16 protein-coding genes are annotated in these 13,503 nt (G+C 75.5%); 6 read left to right on the top strand and 10 right to left on the bottom strand.

Translation table 11 applies throughout. From position 1 onward, the window contains the following. The 4 genes from ACFT55_RS13750 to eis form a co-directional block, all read right to left on the bottom strand. The coding region (locus tag ACFT55_RS13750; RefSeq protein ID WP_380244396.1) for a maleylpyruvate isomerase family mycothiol-dependent enzyme at positions 1 to 452 on the bottom strand (452 nt) is incomplete at its 3' end. Next, on the bottom strand, positions 449 to 1,177 hold the full coding sequence (locus ACFT55_RS13745; protein ID WP_380244395.1) for a pyridoxal 5'-phosphate synthase: 729 nt from the start codon (positions 1,175 to 1,177) through the stop codon (positions 449 to 451). The genes ACFT55_RS13750 and ACFT55_RS13745, both read right to left, overlap by 4 nt. Continuing rightward, a complete protein-coding gene (locus ACFT55_RS13740; protein WP_380244394.1) occupies positions 1,174 to 1,773 on the bottom strand; it encodes a TetR/AcrR family transcriptional regulator in 600 nt (199 codons plus the stop codon). Before ACFT55_RS13740 ends, ACFT55_RS13745 begins: the two co-directional genes overlap by 4 nt. A 155-nt stretch (positions 1,774 to 1,928) precedes the next feature. Beyond that, positions 1,929 to 3,158 (bottom strand): enhanced intracellular survival protein Eis, encoded by a 1,230-nt coding sequence (gene eis / locus ACFT55_RS13735; protein WP_380244393.1) that lies wholly within the window; start codon positions 3,156 to 3,158, stop codon positions 1,929 to 1,931. A gap of 79 nt (positions 3,159 to 3,237) precedes the next feature. Between eis and ACFT55_RS13730 the strand changes: the two genes are divergently transcribed. After that, a complete protein-coding gene (locus ACFT55_RS13730; protein ID WP_380244392.1) occupies positions 3,238 to 4,614 on the top strand; it encodes an MFS transporter in 1,377 nt (458 codons plus the stop codon). Here the strand turns inward: ACFT55_RS13730 and ACFT55_RS13725 are convergent. Continuing rightward, positions 4,598 to 5,062 (bottom strand): GNAT family N-acetyltransferase, encoded by a 465-nt coding sequence (locus ACFT55_RS13725; protein ID WP_380244391.1) that lies wholly within the window; start codon positions 5,060 to 5,062, stop codon positions 4,598 to 4,600. The genes ACFT55_RS13730 and ACFT55_RS13725 overlap by 17 nt on opposite strands. A 35-nt stretch (positions 5,063 to 5,097) precedes the next feature. Here ACFT55_RS13725 and ACFT55_RS13720 point away from each other — a divergent pair, with 35 nt between their 5' ends. The 3 genes from ACFT55_RS13720 (at position 5,098) to ACFT55_RS13710 (ending at position 8,170) form a co-directional block, all read left to right on the top strand. Then, positions 5,098 to 6,126 carry a DUF2804 domain-containing protein gene (locus tag ACFT55_RS13720; protein ID WP_380244390.1) on the top strand — a complete coding sequence of 343 codons (1,029 nt, stop codon included), beginning with the start codon at positions 5,098 to 5,100 and terminating at the stop codon, positions 6,124 to 6,126. A gap of 79 nt (positions 6,127 to 6,205) precedes the next feature. Further along, positions 6,206 to 7,231: an NAD-dependent epimerase/dehydratase family protein gene (locus tag ACFT55_RS13715; protein ID WP_380244389.1), complete on the top strand. Its 1,026-nt coding sequence runs from the start codon at positions 6,206 to 6,208 to the stop codon at positions 7,229 to 7,231. Positions 7,232 to 7,402: 171 nt separating this feature from the next. After that, entirely contained in the window at positions 7,403 to 8,170 is a 768-nt protein-coding gene (locus ACFT55_RS13710; RefSeq protein WP_380244388.1) for an SDR family NAD(P)-dependent oxidoreductase, read from the top strand. Positions 8,171 to 8,239: 69 nt separating this feature from the next. On the opposite strand, the gene ACFT55_RS13705 is transcribed toward ACFT55_RS13710, so the two are convergent. From ACFT55_RS13705 to ACFT55_RS13695, 3 genes are read right to left on the bottom strand one after another with little or no spacing between them, the layout of a single operon-like run. Next, positions 8,240 to 8,755, bottom strand: coding sequence for an SRPBCC family protein (locus ACFT55_RS13705; RefSeq protein ID WP_380244387.1), 516 nt, complete (start codon positions 8,753 to 8,755; stop codon positions 8,240 to 8,242). A gap of 34 nt (positions 8,756 to 8,789) precedes the next feature. After that, entirely contained in the window at positions 8,790 to 9,146 is a 357-nt protein-coding gene (locus ACFT55_RS13700; protein ID WP_380244386.1) for an ArsR/SmtB family transcription factor, read from the bottom strand. Positions 9,147 to 9,176: 30 nt separating this feature from the next. Further along, positions 9,177 to 9,977, bottom strand: a complete 801-nt coding sequence (locus ACFT55_RS13695) for a DUF2599 domain-containing protein (protein WP_380244385.1) — start codon at positions 9,975 to 9,977, stop codon at positions 9,177 to 9,179. Positions 9,978 to 10,077: 100 nt separating this feature from the next. Here ACFT55_RS13695 and ACFT55_RS13690 point away from each other — a divergent pair, with 100 nt between their 5' ends. Continuing rightward, complete coding sequence (locus tag ACFT55_RS13690) at positions 10,078 to 10,335, top strand: hypothetical protein (protein WP_380244384.1); 258 nt, start codon at positions 10,078 to 10,080, stop codon at positions 10,333 to 10,335. A gap of 63 nt (positions 10,336 to 10,398) precedes the next feature. Then, entirely contained in the window at positions 10,399 to 11,304 is a 906-nt protein-coding gene (locus ACFT55_RS13685; RefSeq protein WP_380244383.1) for a siderophore-interacting protein, read from the top strand. Between the two features lie 3 nt (positions 11,305 to 11,307). On the opposite strand, the gene ACFT55_RS13680 is transcribed toward ACFT55_RS13685, so the two are convergent. Together ACFT55_RS13680 and ACFT55_RS13675 are read right to left on the bottom strand one after the other, a co-directional pair. Further along, positions 11,308 to 12,447 carry a M24 family metallopeptidase gene (locus ACFT55_RS13680; RefSeq protein ID WP_380244382.1) on the bottom strand — a complete coding sequence of 380 codons (1,140 nt, stop codon included), beginning with the start codon at positions 12,445 to 12,447 and terminating at the stop codon, positions 11,308 to 11,310. A 35-nt stretch (positions 12,448 to 12,482) separates the two neighbouring features. Beyond that, on the bottom strand, positions 12,483 to 13,406 hold the full coding sequence (locus ACFT55_RS13675) for an NADP-dependent oxidoreductase (protein ID WP_380244397.1): 924 nt from the start codon (positions 13,404 to 13,406) through the stop codon (positions 12,483 to 12,485). Between the last annotated feature and the right edge of the window lie 97 nt (positions 13,407 to 13,503).

Below are 13,503 nucleotides of genomic sequence, written 5' to 3'. Positions count from 1 at the left end.
ATGCGAGCCTCCCGCCACCACGCGAGCAGCGCGTCCGCGAGCACGCCGTCGCGGTAGGCGACCGGCGCCGCCCACAGCACGTCGCCCGGCTCTGGCCACGCCGCGGCGAGCCGTGCCCGCGACGCCTCCAGCGCCTCGACGTGCTCGGCGGTGGTGCGGCCCGCCCCCGCCTCGATGTCGGCGTCCCGGCCGGCCCGGCCGCCGTCGTACGGGGCGATCGTCTCGCCCCGGGCGGCGTGCTCGGCCTGCCGCGCGAGCGCGGCCCCGACGTTCGCCACGTGGGAGAGCACGTGCCCGCGGGTCCAGCCCTCCAGGGGTGAGGGCTCGGCGCCGGCGTCCTGCGGCAGGCCGCGCACGACGTCGACCAGCGCGCCGAGCGCGGCGTCCGCGTCGACGAGGGCGTGCGCGACGAGGCGTGCGTCGATGACGGCGGGCGAGGTCTCGGGGGTCACGGCCACAGCAGCTCCTTGGTCCAGGACGGGGTGTCGATGGTGGGGACGGTGTCGAGGCTGGCGGGGGCGTCGGACGCGGCTGCCGCGCGGTAGCGCAGGCGCGCCTGGCCCTTGTCGTCGCTCGCCTGCCAGAACTCGACGGAGGCGGGCTTCAGCACCCAGGCGGTCCAGGCGGGCGCGAAGGCCGCGGGGTCGGCGCGCACCTCCGAGAGGCGGTCCGCGAAGGCCGTCCGGTAGTCCGCCCGCGAGGCGAGGGGCTCGCTCTGGTGCCCCACGAGGCCCGCCGCGCGCGAGCCCTCGGGACGGGCGCGGAAGTCGGCCGCGCCGGCGTCCGGGCCGGCGGACCGGACCGTGCCGGTGACGCGGACCTGGCGTCCGAGGTCGCGCCAGAACACGGTGAGCGCGGCGTGCGGGTTCGCGGCCAGGTCGCGCCCCTTCGGGCTGGACGACTGGCCGGCGAACCACCAGCCCTCGGCCGTGACGTCCTTGATCACCAGGGTGCGCGCGTGCACCCGGCCGTCGGCGTCCGCCGTCGAGAGGGTCGCGGCGTGCGGCGCGCCGAGGTTCGCGGCGAGGGCGTCGTCGAACCACCGCGCGAACAGGTCCTGCGGCGTGGCCGGGGCGGTGGCGAGGTCGTCGAGGTCGACCCCGAACGGCGGCAGGCCGGGCGGGAACGTCGGCAGCGCGCGCAGGCGCTCGCGGAAGGTCGTGGCAGCGGAGGTCATCGGGCTCCTTCAGTGGCGGTGGGTCCGGTGGGTGCGGTGGGGGCAGGGCTCAGCAGGGAGACGAAGCCGCGGACCGCGGCCCGCATCGCGTCGGGGTCGCCGGTGGCGCGGGCGAGCACGTAGCCGCCCTGCACGATCGCGACGGCGGCGTGCGCGCGGTCGCGGGCCTCGGCCTCGGGCAGGCCCGACTCGCGCAGGACGGTGGCGACGACGTCGAGCAGCCGCACGAAGTAGGCGGTGACGACGTCGCGCAGGCCGTCGTCGTCCATCACGGCCTGGTCGCTGGTGAGCCGCCCGATCTTGCATCCGGCGAGCGCGTCGCGTGGCCGTTCGAGGTAGGAGACGACGCGGGCGACCGCGTCCGCGTCGCCGTCTTCCAGGTCGCGGCGCGCTGCCGCCAGCGCGTCGTCGACCGTGGCGCCGACGGCCGCGGCGGCGAGGTCGTGCTTGGTGGGGAAGTGGTGGTAGAGGCTGCCCTGCCCCACCCCGCTGGCGGCCAGCACCTGGCGCGGGCTGGTGGCTCCGACGCCCTGGGCGGCGAACATCTCCTGCGCGGCGGTCACGAGCCGGGCCCGCGCGTCGGTCGACGTGCTCATGCTCTCACCATACCTACCTCTAGGTATGGTGACCACCCCTGCCCTCGACAGCCCCGCCGAGGTAGCACGGACCCCGCCGAGGTAGTGCGGGCCGTGCCGAGGTAGTGCGGGCCGTGCCGAGGTAGTGCGGACCGTGCCGAGGTAGTCCGCTGCGCTCAGAAGTAGTCGCGGACGTGCACCTGGCGCCCGCCCCACAGCGCGTCCCAGACGGCGTCGTGCGTCGTCGGGCCGCTCAGCCCGCCCGCGAGGCGCACGTTGGCGGTCGACTGCGCGCCCGCCCAGGACTGGGCCAGGCCGCCCGACGTGAACGTGGGCCGGTCGCCGGGGGTCGCGGCGTCGTCGGGGACGACGTGGACAGCGCCGCCGGCGGTCTCCAGGGTCCAGGCGCCCTCGAGGTCGGGCGCGCCGGGGTCGGCCACGGCGAACGGCACCCGGGCGGTCACGGGGGCCACGCGGGCAGCAGCGAGCGCGCCGGGGACGTCGAGCAGCCGGAGCATGTAGGGCCTGGGTGCGGCCGTGGCGGCGTGGTCGGGCAGCACGAGGCGCGACACGTCGAGCCCGGACCACCCGCCGGAGGTGCAGACCTGCACCCACCCCGCGACGGGGCTGAAGGAACCGAGCACGCGCCACAGCGCGCGGGCGGCGTCCGGCGTGAGGGCCACGAGGTCGTCGACCTCGACGGTGTTGGTGCGGTCGTACCCCTGGCCTCGCGACCAGCTCGCGAACCCGAGCAGCTCCTCGGTGTCGCCCGCGCCGCGCACCGCCAGCGTGACGCCGGTGTAGTCGGCGTCCGGCCCGACGATGTCGTCGGGCTCCATCGCGAACGGCTCCTCCCGGCGCGACAGGGGACCGTTCTGGGCGGAGGCCCAGGTCTCGTACACCCGTCGGACGGCGGGCACGTCGGCGGCGGTGGCGCGCCGCGCGCGGACGTCGGGGGCGGGCGGACGTACGGCGGCGAGCGCCGACATCGGCACGCGCACCTCTTCGAACGCCCCCACCACCTCGTAGCCCAGCCCCCGGTAGATCCCCGCGGACGACGGGTACAGCGTCGACACGACGTCGCCCAGGCCGCGGGCCTCGGCGAGCGCGGCCTCGACGAGCGGTCGCAGGAGGCCGGAGCCGCGGCGCTCGGCGGCGACGGTGACGCCCGCGAAGCCCGCCGTCGCCAGCGGTGCGCCGTGGAACCACGACGTGAACGACCGCACGCCGAGCCCGGCGACGACCTCGCCGTCGTCCGTCGCGACCCAGGGCCTGATGTTCGGCGACGGCCAGTTGTCCGGGTCGGGGTCGGGGGCAGGCTGGGGCGAGACGCCGAACGCCTCCGCGCCGAGGCGGCGGCTGGCGGGGACGTCGGCGAAGGCGGTGCGGCGGATCTCCAGGGTCACGGTCGTGACGCTAGCGCCCCGTCCCCGGCGCGTCACCGACAATCCGTCGTTCCGGCGCGCGACGCCGTACCGTGATCCGGTGAGCACACCGTCCGTGCCCGACGCGGCCCAGGCCAGGGCACGCACCCGTGTCCTGGTGGTCGCGATCCTGGCGTCGTTCGTGTCGTTCCTCGACGGCACGGTGGTCAACGTGGCGCTCCCGGCCATCGGCGACGAGCTCGGCGGCAGCGGCGAGGCCCGGCTCGGCCTGCAGCAGTGGGTGGTGGACGGCTACCTCGTCACCCTCGGTTCGCTGATCCTGCTCGCCGGGTCCCTGTCGGACCTGTACGGCCGCCGCCGGGTGCTCGTCGCGGGCCTCGTGGGGTTCGCCGCCGCGTCCGTGCTGTGCGCGCTGGCGCCGACGGGTCCGGTCCTCGTCGGCGCCCGCCTGCTGCAGGGCGTGGCGGGGGCGCTGCTCGTCCCGAGCTCGCTGGCGCTGATCATCTCGACCTTCGACGGCGAGGCGCAGGGCCGCGCCATCGGTCGCTGGACGGCGTGGACCGGGACGGCGATGATCGTCGGCCCGTTCGTCGGCGGAGGCCTCGTCGACCTGCTGTCGTGGCGCTGGGTGTTCTGGATCAACCTGCCGGTCGTCGTGGTGACGCTCGTGCTGCTGCGTCCCGTACCCGAGGTCCGCCAGACCACCGGCCGACGGCTGGACGTGCCCGGCGCGGTGCTCGCCGCCACCGGGCTCGCGGCGGGCGTGTTCGGCCTGATCGAGCGGACCTGGGCGGCCGCGGTGCTCGGCGCGGTGCTGCTCGTGGCGTTCGTCGTCTACGAGCGGCGGGCGCGCGACCCGATGATGCCGCCGCGCCTGTTCGCCGCGCGCAACTTCGCCTGGGGCAACGTCGCGACCTTCGCCGTGTACGGGGCCCTGTCGCTGGGCGGCTTCGTGCTGGGGCTGTTCCTGCAGCAGGTGGCCGGCTACTCGGCCACCGCCGCGGGCGTCGCCCAGCTGCCGACGACGATCGCGATGCTGGCGCTCTCGACACGGTTCGGCACCCTCGCCGCCCGGCACGGCGCTCGCTGGTTCATGACCGTCGGCCCGGTCGTCGCGGGCGCGGGCTACGTGCTGCTGCTGTCGATCGACGAGACCGCCGCCTACGTCACGCAGGTGCTCCCGGGCCTCCTGGTGTTCGGCCTCGGCCTGTCCATCACCGTGGCGCCGCTGACCGCGGCGATCCTGGGCGCTGCGCCGCCCGCGGACGCCGGGATCGCGTCTGCGGTGAACAACGCCGTCTCGCGGGTGGCCGGCCTGCTGACGGTCGCGTTCGCCGGCGTCATCCTCGGAGGCGTGCTCGACGTCGCGTCGTTCCACCGCGCGCTGCTCGTCACGGCGGGCCTGCTGGTGCTCGGCGGCCTGGTGAGCGCGGTGGGCATCCGCGACGTGCGGCCCGAGGTCACAACGGCAGCTTGAACCCCTCGTGGGACTGCGCGTAGCCGAGGGAGCGGTAGAACCGGTGCGCGTCCTCGCGCTGCTTGTCGGACGTGAGCTGGGCCAGCACGCAGCCTCGCTCGCGGCCGCGCTCGTGCGCGTACGTCATGAGCGCACGGCCCAGGCCCTGGCCGCGCAGGGCGGCGTCCACGCGCACCGCCTCCACGAGGAGGCGGGTGGCGCCGTTGCGCGAGATGCCGGGCACGAACGTCAGCTGCATGACGCCCACGACCTCGCCGTCGAGCTCCGCGACGACCAGCTCGTCGTTCGGGCTCGCCTCGATCGCCTCGAATCCGGCGACGTGCGCCGGGCCGAAGGAGCCCGTGCGGGCCGCCGCGACGGCGTCGTCGGCGATGAGGGCGACGACGCGGGGCAGGTCGTCGCGGGTGGCGAGACGGAACGTGACGGCGGAGGCGGGAGCAGGGGGCACGGCGGGACGCTAGCAGGCGCCGCTAGCCTCGCGGTGTGACCGACCACCCGACCGAGCACGAGATCACCGCCGCCGTGGCCCTGTGTCGTCCCGACGGGCGCCTGGACCTCGACGCGGTCGGGTGGTCACGCCGGCCGCTGCACGACACGTCGGCCGTGGGGCGCGGCCTGCGCGGGCTCGGGCGGAACAAGCGCTGGGAGTACTGGGCCGTGGTCACGCCCGACCACGTCGTCGCGCTCACGACGTCCGCGCTGGACTATGCCGCCCTGCACCAGGTGTGGGTGCTGGACCGGAGCGCCGGCGAGGAGGTCGACGCGGTGGCGATCGCGCCGCTGAACCGGTCGGCGTCGCTGCCCGGGCGCCTCGGTGCCGGACCGGTCCGGTCACGGACGCGCGCGGTGGCGATCGCCGTGGACGAGCGGGCCGACGGCACGCGCCTGCGGGCGCGGACGGCCAGGGTCGAGCTGGACGTGACGGTCGCCCGACCGGCGGGCAGGGAGCTGCTGGGGGTGGTGGTCCCCTGGTCCGACCGGCGCTTCCAGTACACCGTGAAGGACGTCGGCCGGCCGGCCGACGGCGTGCTCCGCGTCGACGGTGTCGAGCACCCGATGGAGTCGGGGGCGTGGGCCGTGCTGGACCACGGGCGCGGGCGGTGGCCGTATCGCGCCGCGTGGCAGTGGGGCGTCGGGTTCGGGCGCGGGGTCGACGCCCGGGGCGCGTCGCGCGAGGTGGCGCTCCAGCTCGGCGGCACCTGGACCCGCACCGGGCCGACGACGGAGAACGGAGTCGTCGTGGACGGGCGCCTCCACAAGATCCACGACGAGCTCGACTGGGCGTTCGACCCCAACGCGTACACGGAGCCGTGGCGGGTGCGCGGCGAGCGGCTGGACCTCGTCTTCGTCCCCGCCCACGACCGCGTGAGCCGGACCCAGCTCGGGCTGGTCGCCTCCTCCACCCACCAGTGCTTCGGCACCTGGTCGGGCTGGGTCGCCGTCGATGACGGCTCCCGGGTCCACCTCGACGGCCTGGACGGCTGGGCCGAGGACGTCGCACAGCGCTGGTGACCGGCGGCGCGTTCTGCGGTGCGCGGAAATCGCGTCACCCGGCACCCCGCCCGGCACCCGGCCACGTCAGAGTGGGGTCATGAAGCTCCTGGTGCTGGGTGGGTCCGTGTTCCTGTCGAAGGCGGTCGCGGCGGACGCCGCAGCCCGCGGCCACGAGGTGGTCGCAGCGAACCGCGGCCGGTCGGGGCCGGTGCCGGACGGCGTGCGGCACGTGGCCCTGGACCGTGCCGACCCGTTCCCGGCGGCGCTCGCGGCGGAGCGCTTCGACGCGGTCGTGGACGTGTCGCGCACGCCGTCGCACGTGCGCCGCGCGGTGGCCGCGCTGCCCGGCGCGCACTGGGTGTTCGTCTCGACCGTCAACGTGTACGCCGACGACGCGGACCCGGGCGGTCCGGGCGCGGGCCGGCTGCGCGACCCCGAGCCCGAGGACGTGGACCCGGCCGCGAGCGCCGAGGCGTACGGGGCGATGAAGGTCGCGTGCGAGGAGATCGTGCGTGCGGGGGCCGCGGGAGCTGCTGTCGTCCGCCCGGGCCTGATCGTGGGCCCCGGCGACCCCAGCGGGCGCTTCACCTACTGGCCCGCCCGGATGTCACGCGTGCTCGACGGCGCCGTCGAGGTGCTGGCGCCCGGAGACCCGGCGGACCCCGTGCAGGTGATCGACGTGCGCGACCTCGCGGCGTGGGTGGTCGACCTGGCGGAGCGCCGGACGACGGGAGACTTCGACGCCGTCGGGCCCGTGACGCCGGTCGGTGACCTGCTCGCGGCGGTGGCCCGCGGGACAGGGGCGGAGCCGGGTTGGGTCTGGGCGGACCGGGAACGTCTCGAGGCGGCCGACGTGCGTCCGTGGTCGGGGGAGCGCTCGCTGCCGCTGTGGCTGCCGCGGCCCGAGTACGACGGGATGCCGGCCCACGACGCGGGCCCGGCGGCCGCGGCCGGGCTCTCGTGCCGCCCGGTCGAGGAGAGCGCGCGCGACACTCTCGACTGGTGGCGGGCGGCGCCCGACGCGGCGGTCACGGGGCTCACGGCCGACGAGGAGGCCGGGGTGCTGTCCGCCCTCCGCGACGCGGCGACGTCGGCCCGCGAAGGTTCTGACGCCGGGGTGTGATGCGTCACTTTCGGCCGCGAGCAGCGCCTGAGGTCCGGCGGGCGGGGTTACGGTCGAGGAGTCAGCGCCCCCGCCCCACCAGGGCCGACGGGGCGGTCATTCGTCCCGTCCGGGCCGTCGTCGCGCACCCCGCACCCCGCCCGCCGGGGCGTGGTGCGAAGGAGTACGGACATGGCGACAGGTGACAGCTTCGAGGGACGCGTCGCGCTCGTGACGGGCGGCGGCTCAGGCCTGGGCGAGGCGATCAGCAAGGAGCTGGCAGGCCTCGGCGCGAAGGTCGTGGTGACGGACATCCGGCTGGACGCCGCCCAGCGCGTCGTCGACGAGATCAAGGCGGCCGGCGGCGAGGCCGCGGCGTTCGAGCAGAACACCGCGGTGAAGGCCGACTCGGAGAAGGCCGTCGAGTTCGCCAGGTCCACCTTCGGCGGGCTGAACTACGCGGTCAACAACGCGGGCATCGGCGGCAAGCAGGCGCCGGCCGGCGAGACCGACCTCGACGACTGGGACCGCGTCATCGACATCAACCTCAACGGTGTCCTCTACGGCATGCGGGCACAGATCCCGGCGATGCTGGAGCAGGGCGCCGCCGAGAGCGCGATCGTCAACATGGCCTCGATCCACGGCACGGTCGCCGCGCTCGGCAACGGCGCCTACACGGCCGCGAAGCACGGCGTCGTCGGCATCACGAAGAACGCCGCCGCCGAGTACGGGCCCCAGGGCCTGCGGATCAACGCCGTCGGTCCGGGCTACATCCGGACGCCGCTGGTGGAGTCCAGCCTCTCGCCCGAGGTGCGCGAGGCGCTGGAGGGCAAGCACGTCCTGGGCCGGCTCGGCAGCCCCGAGGAGGTCGCGACCGTGGTGCGCTTCCTGCTCTCGGGCGACGCGTCGTTCGTCACGGGCGCCTACTGGCTCGTGGACGGTGGCTACACGGCGGTCTGACCGCCCCTCGCCCCAGCCGTGACGACGGCCGCGCCCCCTGGACCGGGCGCGGCCGTCGTCGCGCGCGGTTCAGGCGCCCGCGGCGATCCCTGCGGCGAGCTCGTCGACGAGGTCGAAGCCCTCCTGGAGACCGCCCTCCATGCCAGACCCGACGATCGCGTCGCGCACCTCGCGGTTCGGGGCGCGGGTGACGAGCGTCAGCGTGGTGCCGCCGTCCCCCTCGGTGAAGGTGTAGGTGTTGAGCGTGGCCGCCGCCTCGCCGTCGGGGACGCCCTCGAAGACCTCGGTGTGCACCAGCCGCTGGGGCGCCGCCACCTCCGTGAACTCGCCGTGGAAGGCGACCTCGAAGCCGCCGTCCGCCTCCATGACGTAGCGGTACGTGCCGCCCGGCCGCAGGTCGATCTCGATGCTCGTGACGGTGCCACGCCGCCCGGCCCACCAGCGTGCGACCAGGTCCGGCTCGGTGAAGACGCGCCAGACGGCGGCCGCGGGCGCGGCGAACCGGCGGACGACGTGGATGTCGGTGTCGTTCGGCAGCGTCAGGACGGCGCTGCCCCGCTGCTGTGCGGGGGTGGTGGTGGCCATGGTGTCTCCTCGTCGATGTCCGGTCCCGCCGGGTTCAGTCCCGGGGGCCCGGGTCGTCCGCGCCTTCGCGTGCCAGCTCGGCGAGCACCTCGTCGACCAGCGCGAACCGTTCCTCCCAGAGCCGCTCGTACCTGCCGGCCCAGGCGTGGATCTCTCGCAGGGGCCGGCTGTCGATGCGGTAGAGGCGACGACGGCCGTCGTCGCGGACCTCGACCAGCCCGACCTCCCGCAGCACCTTCAGGTGCTTGGAGACCACGGGCTGGGCGACGTGGAGCAGCTCGACGAGCTCGCCGACGCTGCGCTCGCGCAGCGCGAGGGCGTCGAGGATCTCGCGGCGCCGGGGCTCGGCCACCGCGTTGAACGCGTCCGTCGTCGTCGCTGCACGTGCCACGTCACCAAAGTATTCCTATATCGGAATGTGTCAAGTGGCGGGGTTGCAGCGCGCGGCCATCGTCGCGACGAGGCCGACGTCCGGCCGCCACGGCTCCAGGTTCCAGGTGGCCTTGTCGGGCGCCCCGATCGCGTGACACTCGAGCTGGTCGTGCATGGTCGCGGAGTCGACCTCCGGTTCGGTCGCCACCAGTTCCGCCCACACGAGGGCCACGCCGGCCTGGCCGGCGTCGCGCGCCCAGGCCGTCGGGTCGACGGCGAGCGAGCGGCCGCCTTCCCGGTCGCCCCAGGTGGCCGACTCGACCCCGCGGGTCCCGAGGGTGGTCGTCACCTCGGCCTCGTCGGGCGAGGTCTCGTCGGGCGACGCCGCGGACGCGCCCGACGCGCGCACCTCGAGGTGGGTGTCGTCGACGGCGGTGAGCCGCGCGCCGCGCGGCGCGGAGAGGCCCCCGACGGCGACGTCGTCGTCGCGCACGGTGACGCTGCCGTCGGGAAGGTCCTCGAACGTGCCCGGGGAGGTCAGGGCGATCTCCACCGGTCCCGCCTGGCCCCCGGTCGCCTCGTCGAGCGCCGCTGCGTCGAAGGTCAGCACCCGGGTGCCCGCCTCGTCGTCGCCGTCCACCGTCACGTTCGGCTCGCCCGACGAGCCTGGCTCGGTGACCTCCAGCGTGACCTCTCCGGCGCGCACGACGACGGGCGCCGGGGGCGTCGGCGTCGGGCTCGCGGTCGCGCCGGTCGGCACCGGGGCTGACGGCGAGCACCCGCCGAGCACGGCCGCCGCTGCGGCGAGCAGGGCGAGCGCGACGGTGGTGGGCGGAGGGTGGCGCGGCATGTGCCCAGTCTCGGGCACCGTCCGTGCTGCCGTCCCCGCTCGCGCGGACGAGCGGTGCCCCTCGCGCCGAGGAGGTCGCGAGGGGCATAGTGTGACGACGATGGTGTTGACACGAGCGACCCCGCGGTTCGCGCAGCTCGCCTCCCTGGTGGAGATGGAGCTCGCGCTGAGCGGCGCCCCCGTGCTCCCCGGGCTGATCGACGCCGCGCTGAACGCCCAGGTCGAGAACGTGGCGGAGCGGATCGGGGTCGAACCCTGGCGAGCGCTGGACTACGCGCCCGACGACCTGGGGACGATGACCGCGGACGCGCTGGTCGAGGTCATGCTCGAGGACCTGGGGCCCACGGACGACCGGTGACGAGCGATGGGCGTGACCCAGGACGGTCTAGGCAAATAGGTGAGCCTCACCTAACCTAGCGTCGTGAGCACCCGGAACCTGTCGAAGCCGGTCGACCCGCACGTCCTCGTCGCCGAGGTCGTCACGACCAAACGCCTCAGCCCGCACCTGCAGCGGGTGACCTTCGGCATCGAGGACATCGACCGTCTGACGCTGGTCGGCGACGACCAGTGGTTCCGCCTGTTCCTGCCGCGCCCGGGCCAGGACACGCTGCGGCTGCCCACGCGCACGTCCAACCTCGGCTGGTACGCGCAGTACCTCGCGACCCCGCGCGCACGGCGCCCCCTGGTCCGCAACTACACGATCCGCGCCTCGCGGCCGGAGCTGCGTGAGATCGACGTCGACTTCGTCCTGCACGGTCACGACGGCCAGGACGGTCACGACGGCGCGGACGGTCACGACGGCGCTGCGGGCATCGGGGGCGCCGGCGACGAGCCGGTCGGTCCCGGCGCCGGCTTCGCCCTCGCCGCGCAGGCGGGCGACCGGGTCGGCATCCTCGACCAGGGCACGTACCACCGGCCGGACGCCGAGTGTGCGTGGCGACTCCTGGTCGCCGACGAGAGCGGGCTGCCCGCCGTGGCCGGCGTCTGCGAGTCGCTGCCCGACGACGCGCGCGGAGTGGTCGTCGTCGAGGTGGCCGGCTCCGAGGACCGCCAGGACTTCCGGGCGCCCGCCGGCGTCGACGTGCGGTGGGTGGAGCGGGACCGGGCCGCCGCCGACGACCCCGCCCTCGGCGAGGTGCCGGGACGGGCAGCCCTCGCGTTCGTCCGGGGTGCCGAGCTCCCGGCGGGACCCGGGTACGCGCTGGTGGCGGGGGAGCAGGCGCTCGCCGCGGGCGTGCGTCGTCACCTGGTGAACGACCGGCGGTGGCCGAAGGGCCAGGTCGACTTCGTCGGCTACTGGCGGCACGGCAAGGCGTCGCCGAGCTGACGGCTACTCGACGACGACGACCTCGTGCGGCGAGGTGTTGAGCCGTGCGCCGGAGCCGGGCGCGTCGGCCAGGCCGGTGACGCCGGTCGGGAACGCGACGACGATGTCCTCGATCCGCACGCCGAACTCGCCGGGCAGGTAGATTCCTGGCTCCACGGAGAAGCACATCCCCGCCTGGATCGGGGTCTCCTCGCCCTCCACCATGTAGGGCGGCTCATGGGTCGTCAGGCCGATCCCGTGGCCGGTGCGGTGCACGAAGAACTCGCCGTACCCGGCGTCCGTGATGACGCCACGGGACGCGCGGTCCACGTCCTGGCAGGTGGCACCCGGGCGGACGGCGTCCACGCCCGCCTGCTGCGCGGCACGCACGACGTCGTGCACCTCCTGCTCGCGCGCCGTCAGGGCCCCGACGTGCACCGTGCGGGTGGTGTCCGAGCCGTACCCGTCTGCGAGGCCGCCGAAGTCCATGACCACCATGTCGCCCTCGCGGATGACGCGGTCGCCCGCCTCGTGGTGCGGGTCGGCGCCGTTCTCGCCCGCGCACACCAGGGTGAAGTCCACCTGCTCGTGCCCGTGGGAGCGCAGCAGCGCGTCGAGGTCGTCGGACACGTCCCGCTCGGCGCGGCCCGCGAACCGGCGGCGGACGATCTCGTCGAAGACGGCGTCCGCGCCGGCACCCGCCGCCGCGAGCCGGGCGACCTCCTCGGGCGACTTCGCGGCCCGCAGCATCGGCAGCACCGTCGTGACGGCCGCGTACGACGACTCCGGCAGCGTGCGCTGCATGCCGAGCACGTGCAGAGCCCACGCGGCGTCGGAGATCGCGTAGCGGCCGTCCGGCCGCAGGAGCCGGCCCGCCACCGCGTGCTCGTCCTCGCCGTCCGACCACGCCACCGCCTCGATGCCGCCGACTGCGCCCACCTCGAGGTCGTGCGCCTCGAGCCGGGGGACGACGGCGACGGCGTCGCCCTCCGCGGGGATCGTGAGCAGCGTGAGCCGCTCGGTGTCCGCGGAGGGCGTGTAGCCGAGGAAGTAACGCAGGTCCGGGCCGGGGGTGACGAGCAGCCCGGCGAGGCCGGCGGCGGCAGCCTGCTCGGCGGCCCGACGGCGGCGGTCGGCGTACACGGCGGGGGAGAAGGGCGTCATGTGCACAGCGTGCCGCCCGGGCCCCCGCCCCGCACTCAGACGCGCACGACGATCTTCCCGCGGCCGTGGCGCGACTCGCTGGCGCGATGGGCGTCGGCGGCGTCGGCGAGGTCGAAGACCTGCCCCACCTCGACGGCGACCTTGCCGGCGTCGATCAGCGCGCCGAGCGCCTCGAGGTCCGCGCTGGAGGGTCGTACCCACACGTAGAGGCCGCCGTGCTCGGTGCGGGCCGTGGCGTCCACGATCGACGTGATCGTGCCGTCGTCCGCGAGCACCTGGGCGCTCGTCGCCACGGCGTCGCCGCCCGCGTAGTCGAGCGCGACGTCGACGCCGTCCGGCGCGAGCGCGCGGACGCGGTCTGCCAGCCCGTCGCCGTACGCGACGGGCTCGGCGCCGAGGCCACGCAGGTAGTCGTGGTTGGCGTCGCTGGCGGTGCCGATCACGCGCGCGCCGAGGCTGCGCGCGATCTGGACGGCGAACGAGCCCACGCCGCCGGCGGCGGCGTGCACCAGCACCGTCTGGCCCTCGCGGACCCCCGAGCGCAGCACCGTCTGGTACGCGGTCAGGCCTGCGAGCGGGACGGCCGCGGCCTCCTCGAAGCTCAGCGAGGCGGGCTTGCGGGCCAGGGTGCGCACGGGCGAGGCGACGAGCTCGGCGAACGTGCCGCCGTGCACCCAGTCCTTGCGGACGTAGCCGTAGACCTCGTCGCCCACCTGGAACTCAGGGGTGTCGAGGCCGACCTGCTCGACGACGCCCGCCACGTCCCAGCCGGGGACGACCGGGAACTGGGTGTCCAGGGTGCCCTCCAGGTAGCCCTGGCGGACCATCCAGTCGACGGGGTTGACGGACGCGGCGCGGACGCGCACGACGACGACGTCGGCACCGGGGTGCGGGTCGGGCTGCTCGGTGAGCTCGAGGACGTCGGCGCCGCCGAAGCGGGAATAGGTGATGGCTCGCATGGTGCCCACAACACGAGGCAGGCCGCGAGACTTCCCCGGCCCGGCCCGGCCCGGCCCGGCCCGGCCCGGCCCGGCCCGGCCCGGCCCGGCCCGGCCC

Source organism: Isoptericola sp. NPDC057191 (genome assembly GCF_042670225.1).
Taxonomy (GTDB): domain Bacteria; phylum Actinomycetota; class Actinomycetes; order Actinomycetales; family Cellulomonadaceae; genus Isoptericola.
The sequence above is the reverse complement of the archived record's forward strand: the minus strand, read 5'-3'. Positions and strand labels throughout refer to the sequence as shown.